Raw genomic sequence first — 22,728 nt, 5'->3', positions numbered from 1 at the left:
TTATACTGTGTTTATATACAGTGATTGGTGTCAGCTATGTCATTCGACTACCTTGGACGAATCTCCCATGGAGGGGGGAGTTATCCGTTCTTTTCTTTCCGGGTGCCTGCTGGTTTCCCGAGCCCTGCACAGGATCACCTGGAGCGGGATATTTCACTGGATGAGCTGTTCAACCTGCGGGCTCCGCATACGTACATAGTGCGGGTGGCCGGAGACAGCATGGTGCAGGCGGGGATTTTCGACGGTGATCTGTTATTGGTGGATCGCTCAAAAGAGCCGCGAAGCGGGGATATCGTCATTGCAGCGCTGAACAGTGAGCCACTGGTTAAGCGCTTTTGCATTGAAGGGCAGATGACGGTGTTGCGTTCTGAGAATCCTAAGTACCCGCCACGCTACATTCTGGAAAACGATGAGCTGTCGATCTGGGGTGTGGTGCGCTTCAGTGTGAGAAGCCACGACCATGGCTGACCAAGTCTTTGCGCTGATCGACTGCAATTCTTTTTATGCGAGCTGCGAGCGAGTTTTCCGGCCCGATCTGGCTCGGGTGCCTATTGTGGTGCTGTCGAACAATGACGGCTGTGTGATTGCCCGTTCGGCGGATGCCAAACCGTTCGTGAAGATGGGCGAGCCGTATTTTCAGATCAAGAACAAGCTGCGTAAGCACGGGATCATGGCGTTCTCCAGTAACTACGCGTTGTATGGTGATATGAGTCAGCGGGTTATGACGGTCATTGAGTCGATGGTTCCGGCGCTTGAGGTGTATTCGATTGATGAGGCGTTTGTAGAACTGTCCGGCCTGCCAGTCGGGGCTATTGAACGGCTATGCCGGGAGATCCGCGCCCAGGTGCTGCGCTCTACGGGAATTCCGACCGGGGTGGGTATCGGCTCGTCGAAAACCCTAGCCAAGCTGGCTAATCACGCGGCTAAGCGCTGGCAGCGGCAGACTGGCGGGGTGGTGGAAATTCTGGCCCCGGAGCGCCGAGACAAGCTGCTGAAGGCGGTTGAGGTCAGCGAGGTGTGGGGCATCGGCAGGCGGATGACGGCTCACCTTGAGGCTATGAACATCAAAACTGCATGGGAATTGGCTCAGGCCGATGCATGGACGCTGCGTAAGCAGTTCAGTGTGGTGGTGGAGAAAACGGCCCGTGAACTGCGGGGCATTTCGTGTCTGGAGCTGGAGCACGTTGTACCCAATAAACAGGAAATTTGCTGTTCTAGGATGTTCGGCAAACGGATCCGTGAGTTGCCTCCTATAAAGGAGGCGGTGGCCAGCTACGCAGCGCGGGCGTGCGAGAAACTGCGCAAGCAGGGCTCACTGTGCAAGAAGGTGCGCGTCAGTATCCGAACCGGCATGTTTAACCCGGACGAGGCGAAGTATGCGCGGGGCATGATATGTGAGCTGCCTTACCCAACGGACGACACTCGGGTCATCACCAAGGCGGTAGTTGAGGGCGTTGAACAGGTTTTCAGGGAAGGGCACGCCTACGCTAAGACTGAGGTGCTGCTGATCGACCTGTGTCAGCGCGGTGAATATACAGACGATCTGTTTGCTACCACCCAGCCTGCAGCTGCCGAGAAGGTCATGCAGGTGATGGATACCATCAACGCTCGCTGGGGCAAAGGCACCCTGCGCCCTGGTGGTGTTCCAGTTTCAGCGGATTGGGCTATGCGACGTGAGCTTTTGAGTGCGTGTTACACAACCCGGCTAGATCAGCTCTGGACTGTGGCTGCTAAGTGAGCAAACGCTGGGGCAGAATTGGGGCAAACGTGATGCCATTACATGCCACCTTATGCCTCTCAGACAATAAGGGAGAGTCCTGGTTTTGAGCTTGAACCCCAATATCTATGGGCTTTTGCGTTATTTCAGGAAACTATTACGGCATCATCGGCGTGTGAGAACTGAGGTCGCTTTGGCTCATCGTTTAGCTGTCCGGCTGTATCGCAAAAGCGCCTAGTGTACGGTATCCACCCCCACAGGCTTAAGCCCGGAGTGCAGATGAAAACCAATGAAGATGAATTGACTGGACTGGCGGCTGAACTGGGCCGCAGATTGTCTGCGGCTGGTGCGCAGGTGGCCACAGCTGAGTCCTGTACGGGGGGCGGTATCGCTGAGGCGATTACCCGCATTGCTGGCAGTTCGGCCTGGTTTGAGGCCGGTTATGTGACGTATTCAAATGCGCAGAAGACCCGGCAGTTGCAGGTGCCGGAGAGACACTTCGCTGAAGTAGGCGCGGTCAGCCGAGAAGTCGTCGAAGCGATGGTGCGTGGTGCTCAGGCTAATAGTGGTGCGCGCTTTGCTGTGTCAGTCAGCGGTGTGGCTGGGCCTGGCGGAGGTTCTGCGGAGAAGCCGGTGGGAACGGTATGGATTGCTTGGGGCGATGGTGAGCGCTTGATTAGTCAGCGTTTTCAGTTCGATGGAGACCGTTATCAGATACGGCGACAGACGGTAAAGGCCGCTCTGGCGGGGCTTCTGAGCTTGCTTGCTGAATAAAATCCGATCGCGGGGTAGGCGAGTTGCTTGCCCTGTGGAATAATACTGTCTACTTATACAGTTGTTGGTGGCCGCTAGCAGGCCCTTCTTGATACGAGAGGACTTAAATGGACGAGAATAAGAAGCGCGCCTTGGCGGCTGCCCTGGGCCAGATCGAAAAGCAATTCGGTAAAGGCGCGGTCATGCGCATGGGTGATCATGAGCGTCAGGCGATTCCTGCCATCTCCACCGGTTCTCTGGGCTTGGACATTGCTCTGGGCATTGGTGGCCTGCCTAAGGGCCGTATCGTAGAAATTTACGGCCCGGAATCTTCCGGTAAAACCACGCTGACACTGTCTGTAATTGCTGAAGCGCAAAAGCAGGGGGCTACCTGCGCCTTCGTCGATGCTGAGCACGCTCTTGATCCGGACTACGCAGGCAAGCTGGGTGTGAACGTTGATGATCTGCTGGTTTCGCAGCCGGATACCGGTGAGCAGGCGCTGGAAATCACCGACATGCTGGTGCGCTCCAACGCGGTTGACGTGATCATTGTCGACTCCGTTGCTGCACTGGTGCCGAAGGCTGAAATTGAAGGCGAAATGGGTGATATGCACGTTGGTCTGCAGGCACGTCTGATGTCGCAGGCGCTGCGTAAGATCACCGGCAACATCAAGAACGCCAACTGCCTGGTGATTTTCATCAACCAGATCCGTATGAAGATCGGTGTGATGTTCGGTAGTCCGGAAACCACCACTGGCGGCAACGCACTGAAGTTTTACTCCTCTGTTCGTCTGGATATCCGCCGTACCGGCGCGGTGAAGGAAGGCGACGAGGTTGTCGGCAGCGAAACCCGCGTCAAGATCGTTAAGAACAAGGTTGCACCGCCTTTCCGTCAGGCAGAGTTCCAAATTCTGTACGGCAAGGGCATCTACCGTAACGGTGAAATTATCGACCTCGGCGTACAGCTCGGTCTGCTGGAAAAGTCCGGTGCCTGGTACAGCTACCAAGGCAACAAGATCGGTCAGGGTAAGGCGAATGCGGCCAAATACCTCGAGGACAACCCGCAGATCGCTGCTGAGGTTGAAGGCAAGATTCGTGAGCAGCTGCTGTCGACTCCAGCTTCCAACAAGGCTGATGCCACTGCTGATGAACCGGCTGACGCCGACTTCTGATTTAGATGGTCTCCGTCGTTCTGGATACGCCCGTCGCAGTACGGCGGGCTGCAATGGACTTGTTGGCGCGACGCGAGCACGGCCGTGTTGAGCTGACCCGCAAGCTGCGGGGGCGCGGAGCACCTGAGGAGTTGATCGAAGCAGCCCTTGATCGCTTGGCCGAAGAAGGGCTGCTGTCAGAATCGCGCTATCTCGAGGCTTATGTCGCTCAGAAAGCGCGCTCCGGCTACGGGCCAGCGAGAATCCGTGAGGAACTGACTCAGCGAGGTTTAAATCGGGCTGATATCCAGCAGGCGCTGGATGAGTCAGGAATCGATTGGCGCCAACAGCTTGAAGAGGTCTGGCGGCGGAAGTTCTCTGCCCGAGTGCCAAATGATCCCCGTGAGCGGGCCAAACAGGGGCGCTTTTTGGTCTATCGGGGGTTTCCTATGGACATGATCAACCGCTTGCTCCAAGGACGGTTGGATGAATAGCCGCTAAGTTTGACGTCCTGAGGCGATGTTGTACCGGCAGGGCGCATAAAGTCTGTCAGGTACGAATATCAGTTAACCCCGCAACAGCCACTGTTGCGGGGTTTTTCGTTAGTCATTCAGCCAATGAGCGGGCTGGTTAATCACATCAATCAACTCTCGCAGGCGACCATAGTTGCGGCCGTTGAAGTTAAACGCCAGTCGGGTGAGCTCAATGCATTCGGGTTCGTCCTGCTCAGAGTCACAGGGGCCCTGCAGTTGAAAACTGCCGTCGGTGCAGAGATCAGCAAATGCATGGCTGATTTGATGCAGGCACTGCTCTGTGAGCGGGCGATGCATGCGAATGACAAATAAGTCCTCAAGCCAGCGACTGGAGTGGTAGTTGCTGTAGAACCGGGTTATTTCCTCTACTACCTCTGCAACGCTGTGTGCCAGTCGCATCAGCTTTAGATCGCTAGGCAGGATGTAGCCGTTGTCCTGAAGCTGCTCAGTAAGGTAACTCAGAGTGGCGGGCCAGAACTGACCACCCGGTTGGTCCAGCAGAACGACCGGTACGATTGGGCTTTTGCCGGTCTGGATCAGAGTCAGGACTTCCAGCGCCTCATCCAGCGTGCCAAACCCGCCTGGAAGCAGGACCAGCGCATCGGCCTCTTTGACGAAGAACAGTTTGCGCAGAAAGAAAAAATGGAACGACAGCAAGTGCTCGCTGCCAATTACGGTAGCGTTGGCGGTCTGCTCATAGGGCAGGGTAATGTTCAGGCCGATACTGTGATCAAGTCCTGCGCCTTCGTGGGCAGCCGCCATAATGCCGCCGCCGGCTCCGGTTATGACCATCAGGTCTAGGGCTGCCAGTGCCTCACCTAACTCGCGAGCCTGAGCATAGAGAGGGTGGTCTGCCGGAGTGCGGGCTGAGCCGAATACGGTGACTTTGCGCCGCCCCTTGAACTGATCAAGCGTGCTGAAGGCGTGCTCCATCTCATGCAGGGTCTGCATCATGATTTTGGCGTCCCAGCGATTACGGTCGGCTTGAGCCATGCGCGTGACGCTGCTTAGCATGGTCCGATAGAGCTCAAGATTGGCGCTGTCGTGTGGCGTGGCCAGGCGGGACAGCTGATCAATCAAGTCGCGTAACTCAGTGCTGGCAATCGACACGGGTTGTGCTGAATAGGCGTCGGCCTCATAAGGCATAAGTGCTCTCCTCAAGTGCCCTGGCGCAGGTAATGCCGACCAGGGGCACACTGCTTGATGGGTTACAGAGCAATTTGCTCGCCGGGCTCGGGGATGATTGCATCCCAGTCCAGTTGATCGCGTATGGCCAGTTGCAGGGCGCGGCTCTTCTCTAACTCACCGTGTACCAGATAGAGCTCAGGTTTGTTCTCAAAGTGGCTGACCCAGTCGATCAGCTGTGACTGTCCAGCGTGTGCGGAGAATCCGCCCAAGGTGTGAATCTTGGCTCTTACCGCAATGCGCTGATGGAACAGTTTGACCGATTCAGCACCTTCAACCAGTGCACGGCCCAAGGTGCCGCTGGCCTGGAAACCGGGGATGATGATGTGAGTGTTTTCGCGCCACAGGTTGTGTTTGAAGTGGTGGAGAATACGACCTCCAGTACACATGCCGCTGCCTGCAATGATGATGGCACCGCTGCTAATACGGTTGACCGCCATTGAGTCGTCTGTGTCCAGGGTGCAGCGCAAGATAGGGAGCCAGTCCTGAAGCTGTTTGTAGCCACCAAAAACGGGGTCGCTGGTGGTGTCCAGCTCACTGATATGGCGGGAGTAGATGGCATTGGCGCGTATAGCCATAGGGCTGTCGAGGAAGACCGCCTGCTGTGGCAGGCGACCTTCGCGGTAGAAGCGGCCCAGGTAGTAAATCAGGTCTTGTGTGCGGCCTACGGCAAACGCTGGAATCAGTACATTGCCGCCGTCGCGGTGTGCCTGCTGCAGAATCTCGGCGAGCTCTTCGAGGGTGTCTGCGTTATTGCGGTGGTCACGGTCACCGTAAGTGGACTCCATCAGCACCACATCTGCCTGTTTCAGTGTGCTGGGCGGCTTCATCAGTGGCGAGGTGGTGCAGCCCAGATCACCGGAGAACACCAAGCGTCGGCTCTGAATCTTTTCCTGTACGACCACTTCAACAATGGCTGAGCCAAGAATGTGGCCCGCGTCATGCAGTGTCACGGTGATGCCCCGAGCTACTTCAAGCGCCTGGCCATAAGGCAGAGCCTGGCATTGTTTGAGGGTTTTCTCGGCATCTTCCACCGTGTACAGCGGTTTGAGCGCGGGTCTGGCGCGGCGGGCACGCCATTTGTTCTCCCACTCGGTGTCCTTTTCCTGTAGGTGAGCTGAGTCTTGCAACATCAACTCCATCAGTTCGCAGCTGGCAGGCGTGGCATAGATCGGACCGCGATAACCGGCAGCTGTCAGCTTGGGCAGCAAGCCGCTGTGATCGATATGGGCGTGTGAAATAACCACAGCATCAAGTTCATGAGGGTTGAACGAGAATGGGCTGCGATTGCCTTCCTGTTCCTCTCTGCGCCCCTGCCGTAAGCCGCAGTCCAACAGAATCCGGGCTCCTTCATGGCTTTCTAGAAGGTAGCAGGAGCCGGTAACTTGTTGGATTGCACCCAGAAACTTGAGTAAAGCCATTACACATCCTTTGCTGAATAGTCACTTTTTCGAGACTGAATGGTGGATTAGGTCAATTTGATTGACGTCATCAAGTGTATGCTGGTGCGAACTTTAGACGTACGTACAAACTTTGTGGAGTGATTGTATGACACAGCTTCTCCCTAGCGCTGAAGAGTTGGCACAACATGCGGTCGACGAACCTGCTTTCGCAGAGTGGCGCGCCGGTTATGGTGCCATTCAGCACACCGATCACACAGCAGCGGCTGTGTATCGTGTGGCGCATCAGTTGGTGCAGGCGGGGTTGCAGCCGAGTGTGGCTGAGGTCTATCGGTGCTTAGTGGCGTTAGACCGTCTGGCCGCAGCTGGCATGTGGCTCGTGGTGCACATGACTTACGCTCAGCGCGTACGTTTAAACGGTGAAGCGTTGCGTGCCAGCGATTTCAAACCAGTGCCTGAGGGGCACACAGGAGGTGCGCTGAATATGGTGCCTGCTTACGCCGGGTATTTGGCCCTGAACCAACTGACGGGCGAGACCCGCGGCTGGCTAATGGGTCAGGGGCACTGTGTGGCCGCCATTGAGGCGCTCAATCTGCTGACTCAAAATCAGCACTCGGAGCAGGCGCAACGTTACCCGCTCAGCGAACAGGGAATGAGCCTTCTCGCTGCTGATTTTTACAGTTATCAGCAAGCCGGGGATGGCCAAGTCAGTGTTCCACTTGGAAGTCATGTCAACCCACACACTGCCGGCGGAATCGCAGAAGGCGGCTATCTGGGCTTCGCCGAATTGCAATATGCACACTTGCCGTTGCCTGGGGAAAAACTAGTGGCTTTCCTTTCAGACGGCGCGGCGGAGGAACAGCGTGGTAGTGATTGGATTCCGCGGTGGTGGCGCAACGAAGACTGTGGCGTTGCGTTGCCTGTGATGATCGCTAACGGGCGGCGCATTGAGCAGCGTACCGAATTGGGCACTGAAGCCGGTTTGGAGGGGTTCCGTGAACACCTGCGCCAATGTGGATTTGATCCATTGATGTTTGACGGTCGTGACCCGGCTGCGTTTGTTTGCACCCTATGGGATATGGAGCAACGCTTGGCACATCGCGTTAGGGACTTGAACGACGGCTTGCTGCGATACCCACTTCCAGTCCCATACGGCATAGCACAAACCAGTAAAGGGTTTGGCTTTTACGGGGCTGGGAGCAATGCAGCGCATAACCTGCCGTTGCCGGGGAATCCGCATGTGGATCAGGCCGCGCGTGAACTGTTTAATCAACATGCTGCTCAGCTTTGGGTTGATCCTGAGGTGTTGCAACAGGTGTGCGAGCGCTTTAGCAATCGGGGTGACAGGCCGCTGGAGCGCGATAACCCGTTGGCGCATCGTCATCCCCAGGGCTTGCAACTACCGACTTTGAACTATCAGGCTCAAGCTTGCTCACCGATGTCGGCTCTGGACCGTTTCTTTGTGGATCTGGTTCAGCTGAACCCCAATTTGCGGCCTCGGGTGGGTAACCCGGACGAGTTGGCCAGTAACCGCCTAGGGGGCGTTCTCAAGGCACTTAAACACCGGGTTAATTTCCCCGAGGGTGAGCTGGAAGACGTTCATGGCGCGGTGATTACTGCGTTGAATGAAGAAGCCGTGGTATCGGCCTGCTTGGCCAATCAGGGCGGTTTGAATCTCGTGGCAAGCTATGAAGCCTTCTGCGTGAAGATGTTAGGCGCAGTCCGTCAGCGCATTATTTTTGCCCGCCAGCAGAAGGAGGTCGGCCGCCCTGCAGGATGGTTGGGGTGGCCGCTAGTAGCGACCTCGCATACCTGGGAGAACGGTAAGAACCAGCAGTCCCATCAAGACACCACCTTTTGTGAGGCACTGTTGGGTGAGATGAGCGACATGGTTCGGGTGCTTTTTCCAGCGGATCACAACGCCGTGCTGGCATTGCTGCCGGGCATCTATCAAGCCCGTGGCCAGCTCGCCTGCATGGTGATTGCCAAGCGTGAACGGCCTTGCATCTTCACTTCCGAGCAGGCGCAGCAACTGGCGGAGCAGGGCGCTCTGGTGATGGCTGAGCAAGCTGGGGATACGCCCGTATTGCTGATCGCGACCGGCAGCTATCAGTTAACTGAAATGCAGCGTGCTGCTGAGCGCCTGAGTGCCGCGGGTTGCGCTTGGCGTTTGGTGTATCTACAAGAGCCCGGACGTTTCCGCAGTGCACGTGACAGTTGGGAGCAAGAGGCCATGGCCAGCCCTGAACTGGTGGCCCAGTTATTCCCTGAACACTACGAACGGCGTGTGCTGTTGAGCCATATGCGGCCGGAAGTGGCGCGGGGGCATCTGTGGCCATTGCTGGGGCAGCAGAGCCGGGTGATGGGCTATTTGAACCGCGGTGGGACATTGGACGAAGCCGGCATGCTGTTCGCCAATAAAGCCACTTGGGCACATGTGCTGCAGGCTGCGGCGGAGCTGTTGGGTAGGCCACTGGCAGACTTCCTCAGCAATGCTGAGCAGGCTGCGGTGGAGGGGAGGGGGGAGCCTCGGTGCCTGCGCTGAGCGCAGGCTGGGCAGGCGCTGAAGCGGCCTGAAATTACAGGCCGCAGTCGGTTTTACTGAAGCGCTCAGTGGTGACAGGGCGATTGGTGCGGTATTCGCTGAACTCGTAGCGCAATCCTGCACCACGTCCCAGAAGGTTACGGAAGCCGGGGTTCTGGCAAACGCTGTTGGCCAGCTGAGCGCGCACGGTATCCGGGTTGCCGCGCATTTTGGCAGCGTGCTCGCTGCGCACGCTCAAGTGGTTGATCAGTTCATTACCCTCAACGGTGTAACCCTGATCGAGAATGTCTTCATTGATGGCCCGGGGCGTCCCGACGCTACTTTCACGTGCCACCTTATCCAAGGTCTTACTCAGTTCGTAGTCATTAAGGGAGACGGCATGGGCAGCCAGCGGCAAGGTCAGGGCAACAGTCAGGCAGAATAAACGCAGCATTGGGGTCTCCAGATTCTAGTCGCGCTCTTTAGGACCGGCAGGCACTGAAAGAGGTTCAGTGCATAGTAGCCTACTTGTAGCAGGCCACTGAGCAGGCTTGGTTGTCCCACGCAGGGTCTGAGTCGCGGATGCCGCACATGATACCCGGTTGAATATGCATTGCCCGGCTTTGCTAGACTGCCGCGCTTGCTAAGTCCGGAGTTGATATGCCCGTTTATCTTCTTACGCAGGTGGCTGCTTAATGCATCACGCTGTTGCCCGTTTGCGCGCTGAGCGCATTGCTCGTAGTGAAAAACCGTTTCTGGCCCGAGGCTGTAAGGCCGTGCGCTGCCCAGAGTGTCGTCTGGCTGTTAGTCATTGCCTGTGTGCGTGGCGTCCGCAGGTGGAGGCGTGCAGCGGCGTCTCATTATTGATGCACGATGTTGAGGCGCTCAAACCCAGTAATACCGGCTGGTTGATCGCAGACGTGGTGCGCGATACCAGCGCGTTCGGCTGGTCGCGGGTTGAGGTGGATCAGCGCTTGCTGGCACTGCTGGATGATCCGCAGTGGCAGCCATACCTAGTTTTTCCCGGCGAGTACGCTGCGCCTGAAAGGGTGGTCAGCGAGGTGTGTACAACGGAAGGGAAGCGCCCTTTATTTGTACTGCTGGACGCGACTTGGAGCGAGGCGCGCAAAATGTTCCGTAAGAGTCCCTACCTAGACCGCTTCCCGGTGCTGAGTCTTCAGCCTGAGCAGATATCCCGTTATCGCCTGCGTCGCTCCAAGCGCGATGATCACTTCTGCACTGCAGAGGTGGCGGCGATGTGTCTGGAACTGGCGGGAGATGGGCGTGCAGCTGAGGCTCTGAATGCCTATCTGGACGTGTTTAGCCAGCATTACCTGGCGTCGAAAGCGCCCCGTGCAGTAGATCTGAATGATCCACTGCACGAACGATTGCAGACGTTTCTCTGAGGTTTAGGCGGTCTTTCTCGGCCACAGCTGAGCGAGCAGCATGCCGACAAACATCAGGGCGCAGCCGAAGTAGCCGCGCAGTGCCAGCGATTCGCTGAGGAAGATGGCACCGGCGATGGCCGCAAATACTGCTTCAAGAGAGAGAATAATCGCCGCGTGGGATGCAATCGCATCCTTCTGGGCGACCACCTGCAAAGTAAAGCCCACTGCAACACCAAAGATGCCGCCATACAAAATTGCCGGACCTGCAGCGATGATGGCGTCCAGTTTGATCTCTTCCAGAGCCACAGCCAGGATCAGGCTGATCACCGCACAAGTAACAAACTGGATCAGTGCCAGGCGCAGCGGGTCATGCCGGCTGGCAAAAGCACCCACGAGCAGCACGTGAACACCCCAAACAAAGGCTCCGGCCAGTTGCAGCCAGTCACCAGAGGCTACCTGGAAACCTTCGCCTACACTCAGCAGGAACATGCCGACTACCGCAAGTGAGGCCCCCAGCCAGATCCCCATCCCGGCCCGGTGGCCGATAAACAGACCGAGAATCGGCACTACGATGACGTACAGGCCGGTGATGAAGCCTGAATTGGTCACGCTGGTAAACAGCAGGCCAACTTGCTGCAAGTTGATCCCCAGTGATAGCGCCAGGCCCATCAAAATACCACCCGTGAGCAGTGGTCGGTTCAGTGGGGCGGCAGGCGTTGCACTACGCTTTTGCAGGAAATGAAGCACGGGCACCAGCACGATTGCGGCCAAGCCGAAGCGCAGGCCGGTATAGAGAAACGGCCCGATTGAATCCATGCCCAGACGTTGAGCAATAAAAGCTGACCCCCAGATCATTGCGGTGAGCAACATCAACAGGTCGGCGCGTAGAGCGTGAGTTCGCATTTCTGACTCTCGGCGGAAAAGCGGGAACTTTGCCGTAAACCATCGTGCTTGACCACCCCGTCAGCGCTCGGCATGCTGCACACCACAGATTTTTCGCAAATCTGGCAGTGATGCCGTTTATATGGGAGGTGACACTGCACAATTACGTGCCTGTCTGCCGAGCTGAACTGGTATCTACATAACAAGAACGGGATGAACCATGGCCGCGTTTGAAATACTTATTGCCGACGACCACCCGCTGTTTCGCAGTGCCCTCCAACAAGCCCTGACGCTGGGGCTGGGACCCGATGTGCGGTTGGTTGAGGCCGCCAGCATTGCCGAACTGGAAACCTGCCTCGCCGCTAGAACCGATTGGGATCTCGTTCTGCTAGACCTGAACATGCCGGGCGCGTACGGCTTCTCCGGGTTGGTGCTGCTGCGTGGGCAGTACCCGCATATCCCTGTTGTGATGATTTCAGCTCAGGAAGACTCCTCGGTGGTTGCCCGGGCTCGCGAATTTGGTGCCAGTGGATTTATTCCTAAATCCAGCTCACTGGAGGTGATCCAGGAGGCTGTGCGTCAAGTTCTTGATGGTGATGTCTGGTGGCCTGCGCAGAGTGAGGAAGCAATTGCCCTGAGTGCAGAGGCTAAGGCTGCCAGCGCCGGTCTGGCCAGCCTGACACCGCAGCAGTTCCGGGTGCTGACCATGGTCTGTGATGGCTTGCTGAATAAGCAGATTGCCTATGAGCTAAGTGTCTCGGAAGCCACGGTAAAAGCCCACGTCACAGCCATCTTCCGCAAGCTTGGGGTCAGAACCCGGACCCAGGCTGCACTTCTGCTCCAACAGTTGGAGTCTGTTACGAAGGACTGAGTGATTTTCCTTAGGGCATCCCGTAAGCTGCCGTCTTTTTCAGCTGGGATGCTTTATGTCACCGTTCAAGGGTCAGAAAGGATTTAAACGAATCATCAACGCGGGCGGCTATTCGCTGGCCGGTTTGCGCGCGGCATTTGTCGGAGAGGCGGCCTTTCGCCAACTGGTACTGCTCAATGTTGTGCTGGTGCCTCTGGCCTTTTTTCTGGATGTAAGCCGAGGCGAAAGGGCGGTTATGGTTGCCGTCTGTCTGTTGGGGCTGATTGTCGAGCTGCTCAATTCGGCGGTTGAGGCGGCCATTGACCGCATCTCCCTTGAGCGCCATCCACTGTCTAAAAATGCCAAGGACATGGGCAGTGCCGCCCAGTTTGTAGCCCTGTCCCTGATCGCGCTGGTCTGGGCCACGATTCTTCTGGGCTGAGGTTTATCGCTCAGCGGATAGCGGGTAATTGAATCTGATCGCTACGGGTTACGTTTGCGGTCAGTGCCCGACACATCTCAATAAATTCCCGCATGGCCGCCGTCTGGTACTTCCTTTTGTGCCAGATGAAGTAGAACTGCCGGCGCAAATCCAGCTCAGGTGTTTCTACCGGCACCAAGCTGCCCCGGCGAAAGGCGTCGCGCAGGGCCAAGCGGGAGATGCAACCAATCCCAAGGCCTGATTCCACGGCGCGTTTAATCGCTTCAGTGTGTTCTAACTCAAGGCGGATATTCAGGCTGCCGGGGTGATGTCGCATAGCCTGATCAAAGGTCAGGCGCGTACCCGAACCTTGCTCACGGAGAATCCAGGCCTCCTGACTCAGCTCATCAAGCGTTGCCACGCCGCGTTCGGCCAGCGGATGCTGTGGTGCACAAAAGACCACCAGTTCATCTTCAACCCAAGGCGTGACTTCAATATCCGGATGCTGGCATTCACCTTCAATCATGCCCAGGTCCAGATCGTAATGGGCGATCTGTTGAACGACATGTGCGGTGTTGTGGACCTGAAGCTTTACCTTGCACTCAGGATGGCGTTGCATGAAGTTGCCAATCAGCAGGGTCGCCAGATAATTGCCGACGGTCAGCGTAGCGCCGACTTTAAGCGAGCCAAACCCGCTTTGACCGATCAATAGGCGCTCAATCTCGCTGGCTTGCTCAAGTAGCGCCACCGCTTGAGGCAGGAGCTGCAATCCCAGTGCATTGAGACTTAAACGCTTACCGGCGCGGTCAAATAGCTGGCAGTCGGATTGGCGCTCCAGTTCACTCAGTGAGGTGCTGGTGGCTGACTGGGACAGGGAGAGCGCATCGGCTGCACGAGAGACGCTCTCGTGCTGAGCCACGGCCACAAATATTTGAAGCTGTCTGAGTGTAAATCGCATATCGATATAACCGATAACCTATATCTTTATAATCCACTTAACAGATATGTTGCGCTCGCATAAAATCCGCCGCAACTTAAAATTGCCCCACGTTTTCTGAGGAATCAGCATGAGCAACATGAACCACGAACGTGTCCTCAGTGTTCATCACTGGAACGACACGCTGTTCAGCTTTAAGTGCACTCGTGATCCGGGCCTGCGCTTTGAGAATGGCCAGTTCGTGATGATCGGCCTGCAGCAGCCTAACGGCCGTCCGCTTATGCGTGCTTACTCCATCGCCAGCCCAAACTGGGAAGAGCATCTGGAGTTCTTCAGCATCAAAGTGCCTGATGGCCCGTTGACCTCGCAGCTGCAGCACCTGAAAGAAGGTGACGAGATCATCATCAGCAAAAAGCCTACCGGCACGCTGGTGCTGGACGATCTCAAGCCCGGCAAGCACCTGTACCTGCTCAGCACCGGTACTGGTCTGGCACCGTTTATGAGCGTGATCCAAGATCCGGAAACCTATGAGCGTTTCGAAAAGGTCATTCTGGTTCACGGTGTTCGTTATGTGAACGAAGTGGCCTACCGTGAGTTCATCACCCAGGCACTGCCGCAGAACGAGTTTTTCGGTGAAGCGTTGAAAGAGAAGTTGATCTACTACCCGACCGTGACTCGCGAGCCGTTCGAGAACCAAGGTCGTCTGACTGACCTGATGCGCAGCGGCAAGCTGTTCACCGACATCGGTCTGCCACCGATCAACCCTCAAGACGACCGCGCCATGATCTGCGGCAGCCCGAGCATGCTGGATGAAACCAGTGAAGTTCTGGACAGCTTCGGTCTGAAGGTTTCGCCGCGTATGCGTGAGCCGGGCGATTATCTGATCGAGCGTGCCTTCGTCGAGAAGTAATTTTCGAACCCCGAAAAAAACCGCCTTCAGGCGGTTTTTTGTTTTCTGCGTGCTGATCAGGGCGAAGTGGTAACGACCTCAAGTACACAGATCAGTCCCGGCTGTGGGTAATGCCAGTGCACGTCCACGTCCCAGAACTGCACGCCATAACGGCGCTCGGGGGCTGGCTGCTGATAAGCCGGGCGGGGATCTTGCGCCAAGCACTGTTGAATTAGCTCAACCAGAGGTTCCTGTAGACGTAAGGCATGCTGATGGGCCTGTTCCAAAGCTGCAGGCTGCCATTCAACTTGGATGGCCTCAGGGGCTGCGTCGGCCAGCGCATTGCTGGCGTGTGGGACGATGTCGGCATAGGGCAAGTAGGGTTTGACGTCCAACACAGGCGTGCCGTCGAGCAGGTCAATTCCAGAGAGCCAAAGCTTGCCAGCCTCGACTTTCTCAAGCTTAACCACCGACTGCCCGATGCCATTGGGCCGATGCGTGGCGCGGGTACTGAACACGCCGACGGACTGATTGCCACCCAGACGCGGCGGGCGCACTTTCAGGCGGGGTTTGTCTTCAAGGGTCTGGTGAAAAAGAAACAGCAGCCAGACGTGGCTGACCTGTTCCAGTCCCTGCACGGCATCGCCGTTATCGAACGGTGCGATCAGCTCCAACACGCCACGAGCGGCCGGGGCCAGTTGCGGTTGGCGCGGGATGGCGAATTTTTCCTTGAAGCAGGAACGGACAAAACCGATGGGGGAGACGCTGTAGGACATGGCGGCCAGATCAAAAGTGAAACGCCGCCATAGTACCTGAGTCGCAGGCTTTGATGGATCAGCCGCGTTCGCGCTGAGTCAGAGCCTTGAGGAAGTTGCGCATGAACTGATCGCCACAGGGGCGGTAATTGCTGTGCCCGGCCTTGCGGAACAGCGCGCTCATCTCGGGTTTGGATACGTTAAAGCCGACGCTGTCCATCAGTGTGTGCAGATCTTCTTCTTTCAGTTCGAAAGCCACCCGCAGCTTTTTCAGCACAATGTTGTTGGTCAGTGGAAGTTCCAGCGGTGGCGTCGGGCGGGACTCGTCCTTGCCACGTTTGAAATAAATCAGGCCATCGAGAAACTGCGCCAACAGTTCATCGTCGCAAGGCTGAAAGCCGTCTTCGTCATCTTTCTTCAGGTAGGCAGCCAGTGTCTGCTCGTCAATCTGACGGCCGCTGAGTGCGATGACTTCAGCCAGTTGTTCTTCGCTGAGGTCGAGGGTGTAGCGCAGGCTGCGCAGAATATCGTTATTGAGCATGGGAAACCTGTTGTCGCGAATTTAAAGGGATCAGAAGCGTTCTTTGGCTGCCAGGTAGCGCCATTGGCCAGGCTGTACCTTGCCTAATGAAACGCCGCCAACGCGTATTCGCTTCATGCCCAGAACTTTGAGGTCGACGCTGTTGCACATGAACACCAGTTGACCTGGTTGCGGTGATTTAAGGGCAAAGCGCAAGTGGGTTTCGTTCTGCCAACTGACCTTGCATGGTGGCAGGGCAGTTCCATTGAAAACCAGCCCGTGATTGAGACGCTTGAGCTGCGTGTTGCTGAGTGTGCCGAGCACTTCGACGATATATTCCTGCTCCAGCTTGTGCAGGTCTTCCTGAAGTTTGCGTCGGGTGCGCCAGTCTTGTGTGAGGATGTGCAGGCCATCTGCACCGATTTGCAGCGGCGCGCAGACGGTCAGGCGCTTCAGATGGCCAAACAGCGGGCGAACGCCAGAGCTGTCTTGCGGCCATTGATCCGCAAGTGTCAGTTGTTCGCTGACCGGCTCCGGCGAGTGCCCACGAGGGACATTCAACAGCAGAGTGACGGGGTCCGGCTCGCTGGCACTGGCTCCATCGAGCAGGCGAACTGTCTGGTTGGTGACCTTAAAATGCGGTTGTTCGACGACCACGTCATCGACCGTCACCCAGCCCCCTTCGATATACAGTTCGGCTTCGCGGCGGGAGCAGCCGGTCAGCTCGATCAGGCGTTTAGACAGGCGGACGGGTTCGGACATGGCGGGAATCATCTGACAGTAACGGGCATGCATTGTACCGGTACATCAGGTCTGCGTCTGAACCGGTTGCCGTGCGGGCAAAGAAAAACCGCTCCGAGGAGCGGTTTTCAGGGGTGAAGCCTCTCAGTCAGGCCTTAGCCGCCCAAGTAGGCGTCCCGTACACGCGGGTCATTGAGCAGTTCATGCCCGCTGCCCTGCATGACGATATGACCGTTCTCCAGCACATAACCACGGTCGGCCAGCTTGAGTGCCTGGTTGGCATTCTGCTCGACTAGGAACACCGTCACGCCGTCCTTACGCAGCTGTTCGATGATGTCGAAAATCTGCTGAATGATGATCGGAGCCAGGCCCAAAGAGGGCTCATCCAACAGCAGCAGGGTTGGCTTGCTCATCAGCGCACGGCCGATGGCGAGCATCTGCTGTTCACCACCGGACATGGTGCCAGCACGCTGGCTGAAGCGTTCCTTCAGGCGTGGGAACAAGTGCAGGACTTTGTCAAGCTGTTCCTCGTTCTCGGCTTTGCTGCCGAAGAAGCCACCCATGGCCAGGTTTTCTTCTACAGTCAGGCGGGCAAACACGCGGCGACCTTCCGGCACGACTGCGATGCTTTTACGCATGATCTGTGGCGTCTCCATGCCCACCAGCTCTTCGCCTAAATAGCGGATGCTGCCGCTGCTGGCCTGAGGGCTGCCGCATAGAGTCATCAGCAGGGTGGATTTACCGGCACCGTTGGCACCGATCAGGGTGACGATCTCGCCCTGACGGACTTCCACGTTGACGCTATGCAGTGCCTGAATCTTGCCGTAGAAGGTGGAAACATTCTCGAAATAGAGCATCAGGCTTCCCCCAGGTAGGCTTTGATCACATCGGGGTTTTCCCGGATTTGCTGCGGCGTGCCGTCTGCCAGCGGCGTCCCCTGGTTGATCACGTAGATGTGGTCAGAAATGCTCATGACCAGCTTCATGTCGTGCTCGATCAGCAGCACGGTGACGTTGTGCTGATCACGCAGCACGCCGATCAGTGCCTTGAGGTCATCGGTTTCCCGTGGGTTTAGGCCAGCGGCCGGTTCGTCCAGCATCAGGATGCGCGGGCGCGTCATCATGCAGCGGGCGATTTCCAGGCGGCGCTGTTGACCGTAGGCCAGGGTTCCAGCGGTGCGGTTGGCAAACTCGGTCAGGTTAACCTGCTCCAGCCAGTACGCCGCATATTCCATGGCCTCGCGCTCGCTTTTGCGAAATGCCGGGGTTTTGAACAGGCCGGAGAGGAAGTTGGTGTTGAGGTGACGGTGTTGGGCCACCAGCAGGTTCTCTACCGCTGTCATATCCTTGAACAGGCGCACGTTCTGGAAAGTGCGCACCACGCCTTTGCGGGCAATCTTGTGGCCGGGTAGGCCGTCCACACGTTCACCGTCCAGTTTGATACTGCCGGAAGTGGCTTGGTAGAAGCCGGTCAGGCAGTTGAACACAGTGGTCTTACCGGCACCGTTAGGGCCGATCATCGACACGACTTGTTTCTCTTTAACGGACAGCTCCACACCGTTGACGGCCAGCAGGCCGCCGAAGCGCATGGACAGGCCGCTTACTTCAAGAATCGGGCGGCTCATTGTTTCAGCTCCAGGTGGGGACGTTGCATAGGCAGCAGGCCCTGCGGACGCCAGATCATCATCAGTACCATCAGGGCACCGAACATCAACATGCGGTACTCACTGAACTCGCGCATCATTTCTGGCAGCAGGATCATCACGATCGCTGCGAGGATGATGCCCAGCTGTGAGCCCATGCCACCGAGCACAACAATGGCGAGAATGATCGCCGACTCAATAAAGGTGAACGACTCAGGCGAGACCAGCCCCTGACGCGCAGCGAAGAAGCTGCCGGCAAAACCGGCGAATGCGGCACCGAGGGTGAAGGCCGAGAGTTTGATCACGGTTGGGTTCATGCCCAGTGCGCGGCAGGCGATTTCGTCCTCACGCAGGGCTTCCCAGGCGCGGCCAATCGGCATGCGCAGCAGGCGGTTGATCACGAACAGGGTCAGCAGCACCAACAGCAGGGCAATCAGGTACAGGAAGATCACCTTGTTGATGGAGTTGTAGGCGATGCCGAAGTACTCGTGGAAGGTTTGCATGCCTTCTGCGGCGCGGCGGTCGAAGCTCAGGCCAAAGAACGTCGGCTTATCAATGCCGCTGATGCCGTTGGGGCCGCCGGTAATCTCCGTCATGTTACGCAGCAGGATACGGATGATCTCACCGAAGCCCAGCGTCACGATGGCCAGATAGTCACCGCGCAGGCGCAGAACCGGGAAGCCGAGGATAAAGCCGAAGAAGGCGGCCATCAGGCCGGCAATTGGCAAGCAGATCCAGAAACCCAGACCGTAATAGTGCGCCAGCAGGGCGTAGGTGTAGGCACCTACGGCATAGAAGCCCACATAACCCAGATCCAGCAGGCCGGCTAGGCCTACCACGATATTCAGCCCCAGGCCGAGCATCACGTAGATCAGGATCAGCGTGGCGATATCCACCGCACCACGGCTGCCGAAGAACGGCCAAACCAGCGCCACCACGATCAGACCAAGGATCACCCAGCGTTGGGTGGAAGGCAGGGTCAGAAAGTTGCTGGCCTTGGCAGGAATACCCGGCAGTTTAGGCAGAAGGCTTTTGCCATCGTTTATCTGCCCGCGAAGCAGTTGCCAGAAGAACATGGCAATGGCGCAGCCTGCGATGGTCCACAACACGATCGGCTCAGCGCCGTGAACTTCCAGTTTGATGCCGACAATTACCAACTTCAGGCCCAGTACCGGGTAGGCAACGGCCAGTACCAGTAGGGCGCTGAAAAATGCAGTCTTGAGGTTTTTGCTAATGGCAGTGCTCATACTTTTTCAACCTCCGGACGACCCAGAATGCCTGTCGGACGGAACAGCAGGACAAGAACCAGCAGACTGAATGCCACCACGTCCTTGTATTGGTCACCAAAGATATCCGCGCCAAAGGCCTCAGCCAGGCCCAGCAGCAAACCGCCCAGCACTGCGCCGGGGATGCTGCCGATGCCGCCCAATACCGCGGCGGTAAAAGCTTTGATGCCGGCGAGGAAGCCCAGATGCGGGTTAATCACGCCGTAGCGCATGCTCAGCAGCACCGCAGCCACACCTGCCAGCGCAGCGCCGATAACGAAGGTCAGGGCAATGATGTTATTGGTGTTGATGCCCAAGAGGTTGGCCATTTTAAGGTCTTCGGCGCAGGCGCGACAGGCGCGGCCGAGGCGTGAACGGGAAATAAACAGGGTCAGGCCAACCATCACCGCAAAGGTGACGATAAAGATCAGCACCTGCATGTAAGAGATGGTGACGCCATGCATGGTGCTTTCCCCCAAAACAAAGTTGCCAGGCAACAGGTTGGGGATGGCTTTGTCTTTGGAGCCTTGGGAAAGCAGGATTTCGTTCTGCAGGAAGATCGACATACCGATCGCGGAAATCAGCGGGATCAGGCGGTTACCACCGCGTAAGGGCCGGTAGGCCACCCGTTCGATGCTGTAACCGTAAGCACTACAGATGATGATGCTCCCGGCGAAGGCTGCGACCATCAAGATCGGCAGGCTGTCCAAGCCCATCATGGTAAGGCCAACGATGGCGATCAGCGCCACGTATGAACCAATCATATAAACCTCGCCGTGGGCGAAGTTGATCATGCCGATGATGCCGTAGACCATGGTGTAGCCAATGGCGATCAGTGCATAGGTGCTGCCAACAGTCAGACCGTTAATCAACTGCTGCAGGTAGTGATACAGATCAGGCATAGCCTAACTCCATGGCTGTCACGCACGGGCGCTTATGGCGCAGCGAGCAGCCAAATTCTCTTTATGTGCAAAGCCCACTGGAATGCAGTGGGCTTTGGGTTCAGGCGGGTGTGTTACTGGGCTTCGGTCTTGGTGCCGTCTTGGTGCCACTCGTACACAACAAAGTTGAAGTCCTTCAGGTCGCCTTTTTCGTCAAAGGCCAGAACGCCTGTCGGGGTGTCGAAGGTGTTAGCGCGCAGGGCTGCGGCCACTTTTGCAGTGTCGGTGTCACCGGCTTTGGCAATGCCTTCGGCAATCACTTGCACCGCTGAGTAGGCTGGGAATACGAACGGACCGCTTGGGTCTTCTTTCTTGGCCTTGAACGCGTCAACCAGGGCTTTGTTACGCGGGTCCTGGTCGAACGATTTCGGCAGGGTTACCAGCATGCCTTCGGAAGCAGGGCCTGCAATGGCGGAAATTTCGCTGTTACCCACACCTTCCGGGCCCATGAATTTAACTTTCAGGCCTTTCTCGGACGCCTGACGCAGCAGCAGGCCCAGTTCCGGGTGGTAGCCGCCGTAGTACACAAAGTCGGTACCGGCTTGTTTCAGTTTGGCGATCATGGCGGAGAAGTCTTTATCGCCGGCGTTGATGCCTTCAAACAGCACAACTTTGGTGCCTTTGCTTTCCAGAGTCTGCTTAACGGCGGTGGCGATGCCTTCACCGTATTGCTGTTTGTCATGGAGAACGGCGACTGCCTGAGGCTTGATCTTGTCGGCGATGAAGTTACCTGCGGTTGGGCCTTGCAGGCTGTCCAGGCCGATGGTACGGAAGATCAGCTCATAGCCGCGAGCGGTGATTTCCGGGCTGGTCGAGGCCGCGGTAATCATCAAAATGCCTTCGTCTTCATAAATGTCGGAGGCGGGTTGGGTGGAGCTGGAGCACAGGTGGCCAACCACAAACTTCACATCGTCGTTAACGATTTTGTTGGCTACGGCAACGGCTTGTTTAGGGTCGCAGGCATCGTCATAGACAACGGCTTCCAGTTGAGCGCCGTTTACGCCGCCAGCTTTGTTGATTTGTTCGATGGCCATTTTAGCGCCGACGAATTGCATCTCACCGTACTGAGCGACAGGGCCGGTTACAGGGCCGGCGAGGCCGATTTTGATGTTGTCTGCTGCTACTGAGTAGCTGGCAACGCCCGCCATGACCATTGCGGCGAACAGTTTTGAAATCTGCTTTGTAGCCTTGCTCATAATTGCTCCACCCATAATTGTTTTGATTGTTGTGGTACCTGAGGCCGGGTAATGGCCTCCAGATGTTCCGGGTACCTTCCAAGCATCTGTACCGGAACAGTTTAGAGTGCTGTTTCATTGCTTGAAAAGCTACCAAGGTCTCGTAATGTGGTGTTGTCGCTTTAACGAAACAAACGTACAGATAAACGGCGTGGGGAACCGATTGAATTGGTTGGAAATTTCTTAGGTGCTACAGCGGCGTTATCATAGGCAAATTGTTTTCGTCACTTATTAATTCAAGGCATGCCATGACAGATCAGCCCGATACCCTCTACGCCAAACTTCTCGGTGAAACTGCCCCGATCTCTTGGCAGGAGCTGCAGCCGTTTTTCGCCCGTGGTGTGTTATTGCAAGTCGATGGCGCCCAGGACCTGATTGAGGTGGCGCAGGCCGTTGCAGAAAACAATCTGGCTAAAGTGGCTGAGTGGCTTAATGGCGGGCAGCTGCGCAAGGTTGATGTCGCGCAGGCTGAGGATTTGCTTGAGCGGGATCCGCAACTCTGGGCTGTAGTGGTTGCGCCGTGGGTGCTGGTGCAGGAGCGGGCCGAATGCCCCACTGTGCATTGATAAGCCCGGCAACTGGAAAGCTGCTCTAAACATAGTTACTCACGACTCAGCGGAGATACAGGGATGTTTAAACCGGGCCATTGGCATCATTCGCATCCATTCACAACGGCTGACGTACCGGCCTATAGCGTCGATCTGTTTTATGAGGTGCGTCAGGATCCGGCTGAAGGTGCCATGCTGCATATGCGCCTTGAAGGACAGATTGCAGGTCAGGTTTTTAGCGAGACGTTCGAGCTGCACCGGGATTCGGCATTCAACTTCGCCAGCGTTGTCAGTCGTGTCGCCCATCGCCACGGACTGCCAGTTGCCACCAGTCTGATTAAGCACGGACACCATGAGTACGATCTGGTCTATGAAGACATTCGCAGTGCGCTTGGGGTTAGGTCGGGGGAGTCGGTGAACCTGGATACGCTGCGTAAGGACGGTTTCTGAT

General features: G+C 56.8%; 25 protein-coding genes. 12 read left to right on the top strand and 13 right to left on the bottom strand.

Annotation, left to right across the window (positions count from 1 at the left end; genetic code table 11):
- Positions 1 to 36: 36 nt before the first annotated feature.
- The 5 genes from AO726_RS02540 to recX all read left to right on the top strand — a co-directional run bounded on the left by AO726_RS02540 (position 37) and on the right by recX (position 4,115).
- Positions 37 to 468 carry a LexA family protein gene (locus tag AO726_RS02540; RefSeq protein WP_058066472.1) on the top strand — a complete coding sequence of 144 codons (432 nt, stop codon included), beginning with the start codon at positions 37 to 39 and terminating at the stop codon, positions 466 to 468.
- Entirely contained in the window at positions 461 to 1,738 is a 1,278-nt protein-coding gene (gene umuC, locus AO726_RS02535) for a translesion error-prone DNA polymerase V subunit UmuC (protein ID WP_058066471.1), read from the top strand. The genes AO726_RS02540 and umuC overlap by 8 nt, the downstream gene beginning before the upstream one ends.
- Positions 1,739 to 1,996: 258 nt before the next feature.
- On the top strand, positions 1,997 to 2,491 hold the full coding sequence (locus AO726_RS02530) for a CinA family protein (RefSeq protein WP_058066470.1): 495 nt from the start codon (positions 1,997 to 1,999) through the stop codon (positions 2,489 to 2,491).
- A 107-nt stretch (positions 2,492 to 2,598) separates the two neighbouring features.
- Positions 2,599 to 3,642, top strand: a complete 1,044-nt coding sequence (recA, locus tag AO726_RS02525) for a recombinase RecA (protein ID WP_058066469.1) — start codon at positions 2,599 to 2,601, stop codon at positions 3,640 to 3,642.
- Between the two features lie 5 nt (positions 3,643 to 3,647).
- Positions 3,648 to 4,115 carry a recombination regulator RecX gene (gene recX, locus AO726_RS02520; RefSeq protein WP_058066468.1) on the top strand — a complete coding sequence of 156 codons (468 nt, stop codon included), beginning with the start codon at positions 3,648 to 3,650 and terminating at the stop codon, positions 4,113 to 4,115.
- Between the two features lie 108 nt (positions 4,116 to 4,223).
- Here the strand turns inward: recX and AO726_RS02515 are convergent, their stop codons facing one another.
- Positions 4,224 to 5,300, bottom strand: a complete 1,077-nt coding sequence (locus AO726_RS02515) for an LOG family protein (RefSeq protein WP_058066467.1) — start codon at positions 5,298 to 5,300, stop codon at positions 4,224 to 4,226.
- A gap of 62 nt (positions 5,301 to 5,362) precedes the next feature.
- Positions 5,363 to 6,760, bottom strand: a complete 1,398-nt coding sequence (locus AO726_RS02510) for an MBL fold metallo-hydrolase RNA specificity domain-containing protein (RefSeq protein WP_058066466.1) — start codon at positions 6,758 to 6,760, stop codon at positions 5,363 to 5,365.
- A 127-nt stretch (positions 6,761 to 6,887) separates the two neighbouring features.
- On the opposite strand from AO726_RS02510, the gene AO726_RS02505 reads away from it, so the two are divergent.
- Positions 6,888 to 9,284, top strand: coding sequence for a xylulose 5-phosphate 3-epimerase (locus AO726_RS02505; protein WP_058066465.1), 2,397 nt, complete (start codon positions 6,888 to 6,890; stop codon positions 9,282 to 9,284).
- A gap of 34 nt (positions 9,285 to 9,318) precedes the next feature.
- Here the strand turns inward: AO726_RS02505 and AO726_RS02500 are convergent, their stop codons facing one another.
- Entirely contained in the window at positions 9,319 to 9,717 is a 399-nt protein-coding gene (locus AO726_RS02500; protein ID WP_058066464.1) for a quorum-sensing-regulated virulence factor family protein, read from the bottom strand.
- A gap of 241 nt (positions 9,718 to 9,958) precedes the next feature.
- Here AO726_RS02500 and AO726_RS02495 point away from each other — a divergent pair, with 241 nt between their 5' ends.
- Positions 9,959 to 10,669, top strand: a complete 711-nt coding sequence (locus tag AO726_RS02495) for a tRNA-uridine aminocarboxypropyltransferase (protein ID WP_058066463.1) — start codon at positions 9,959 to 9,961, stop codon at positions 10,667 to 10,669.
- A 3-nt stretch (positions 10,670 to 10,672) separates the two neighbouring features.
- Here the strand turns inward: AO726_RS02495 and AO726_RS02490 are convergent, their stop codons facing one another.
- Complete coding sequence (locus AO726_RS02490) at positions 10,673 to 11,554, bottom strand: DMT family transporter (RefSeq protein ID WP_058066462.1); 882 nt, start codon at positions 11,552 to 11,554, stop codon at positions 10,673 to 10,675.
- Between the two features lie 199 nt (positions 11,555 to 11,753).
- Here AO726_RS02490 and erdR point away from each other — a divergent pair, with 199 nt between their 5' ends.
- A complete protein-coding gene (erdR, locus tag AO726_RS02485) occupies positions 11,754 to 12,404 on the top strand; it encodes a response regulator transcription factor ErdR (RefSeq protein WP_058066461.1) in 651 nt (216 codons plus the stop codon).
- A gap of 55 nt (positions 12,405 to 12,459) precedes the next feature.
- Entirely contained in the window at positions 12,460 to 12,825 is a 366-nt protein-coding gene (locus AO726_RS02480) for a diacylglycerol kinase (protein WP_058066460.1), read from the top strand.
- Between the two features lie 10 nt (positions 12,826 to 12,835).
- Here the strand turns inward: AO726_RS02480 and AO726_RS02475 are convergent, their stop codons facing one another.
- Positions 12,836 to 13,762, bottom strand: a complete 927-nt coding sequence (locus tag AO726_RS02475; protein ID WP_058066459.1) for a LysR family transcriptional regulator — start codon at positions 13,760 to 13,762, stop codon at positions 12,836 to 12,838.
- Positions 13,763 to 13,871: 109 nt separating this feature from the next.
- Here AO726_RS02475 and fpr point away from each other — a divergent pair, with 109 nt between their 5' ends.
- The gene (gene fpr, locus AO726_RS02470; RefSeq protein ID WP_058066458.1) at positions 13,872 to 14,651 is read left to right on the top strand and encodes a ferredoxin-NADP reductase; all 780 of its coding nucleotides are present in this window, start codon (positions 13,872 to 13,874) and stop codon (positions 14,649 to 14,651) included.
- Between the two features lie 56 nt (positions 14,652 to 14,707).
- On the opposite strand, the gene tsaA is transcribed toward fpr, so the two are convergent.
- From tsaA to AO726_RS02430, 8 genes are all read right to left on the bottom strand, one after another.
- Positions 14,708 to 15,406, bottom strand: coding sequence for a tRNA (N6-threonylcarbamoyladenosine(37)-N6)-methyltransferase TrmO (tsaA, locus tag AO726_RS02465; protein ID WP_058066457.1), 699 nt, complete (start codon positions 15,404 to 15,406; stop codon positions 14,708 to 14,710).
- A gap of 58 nt (positions 15,407 to 15,464) precedes the next feature.
- Positions 15,465 to 15,926, bottom strand: a complete 462-nt coding sequence (locus AO726_RS02460) for a DUF1456 family protein (RefSeq protein ID WP_058066456.1) — start codon at positions 15,924 to 15,926, stop codon at positions 15,465 to 15,467.
- A 30-nt stretch (positions 15,927 to 15,956) separates the two neighbouring features.
- The gene (locus tag AO726_RS02455) at positions 15,957 to 16,667 is read right to left on the bottom strand and encodes an rRNA pseudouridine synthase (protein ID WP_058066455.1); all 711 of its coding nucleotides are present in this window, start codon (positions 16,665 to 16,667) and stop codon (positions 15,957 to 15,959) included.
- A gap of 134 nt (positions 16,668 to 16,801) precedes the next feature.
- A complete protein-coding gene (locus AO726_RS02450) occupies positions 16,802 to 17,503 on the bottom strand; it encodes an ABC transporter ATP-binding protein (RefSeq protein ID WP_058066454.1) in 702 nt (233 codons plus the stop codon).
- Positions 17,503 to 18,270: a high-affinity branched-chain amino acid ABC transporter ATP-binding protein LivG gene (livG, locus tag AO726_RS02445; RefSeq protein ID WP_058066453.1), complete on the bottom strand. Its 768-nt coding sequence runs from the start codon at positions 18,268 to 18,270 to the stop codon at positions 17,503 to 17,505. Before livG ends, AO726_RS02450 begins: the two co-directional genes overlap by 1 nt.
- Entirely contained in the window at positions 18,267 to 19,523 is a 1,257-nt protein-coding gene (locus AO726_RS02440) for a high-affinity branched-chain amino acid ABC transporter permease LivM (RefSeq protein WP_058067073.1), read from the bottom strand. The genes livG and AO726_RS02440 overlap by 4 nt, the downstream gene beginning before the upstream one ends.
- A gap of 8 nt (positions 19,524 to 19,531) precedes the next feature.
- Positions 19,532 to 20,455, bottom strand: a complete 924-nt coding sequence (gene livH, locus AO726_RS02435) for a high-affinity branched-chain amino acid ABC transporter permease LivH (RefSeq protein ID WP_058066452.1) — start codon at positions 20,453 to 20,455, stop codon at positions 19,532 to 19,534.
- Between the two features lie 113 nt (positions 20,456 to 20,568).
- Positions 20,569 to 21,690, bottom strand: coding sequence for a branched-chain amino acid ABC transporter substrate-binding protein (locus AO726_RS02430; protein ID WP_058066451.1), 1,122 nt, complete (start codon positions 21,688 to 21,690; stop codon positions 20,569 to 20,571).
- A gap of 287 nt (positions 21,691 to 21,977) precedes the next feature.
- On the opposite strand from AO726_RS02430, the gene AO726_RS02425 reads away from it, so the two are divergent.
- Together AO726_RS02425 and AO726_RS02420 are read left to right on the top strand one after the other, a co-directional pair.
- Entirely contained in the window at positions 21,978 to 22,295 is a 318-nt protein-coding gene (locus tag AO726_RS02425; protein ID WP_058066450.1) for a DUF2288 domain-containing protein, read from the top strand.
- Positions 22,296 to 22,358: 63 nt separating this feature from the next.
- The gene (locus tag AO726_RS02420; RefSeq protein ID WP_058066449.1) at positions 22,359 to 22,727 is read left to right on the top strand and encodes a DUF5064 family protein; all 369 of its coding nucleotides are present in this window, start codon (positions 22,359 to 22,361) and stop codon (positions 22,725 to 22,727) included.
- The last annotated feature ends 1 nt before the right edge of the window (position 22,728 follow it).

It is taken from the genome of Pseudomonas sp. TTU2014-080ASC, from assembly GCF_001446935.1.
Classification (GTDB): Bacteria; Pseudomonadota; Gammaproteobacteria; order Pseudomonadales; family Pseudomonadaceae; genus Aquipseudomonas.
Note: the sequence above shows the minus strand (reverse complement) of the source record. Positions and strands in the feature narration are given on the sequence as shown.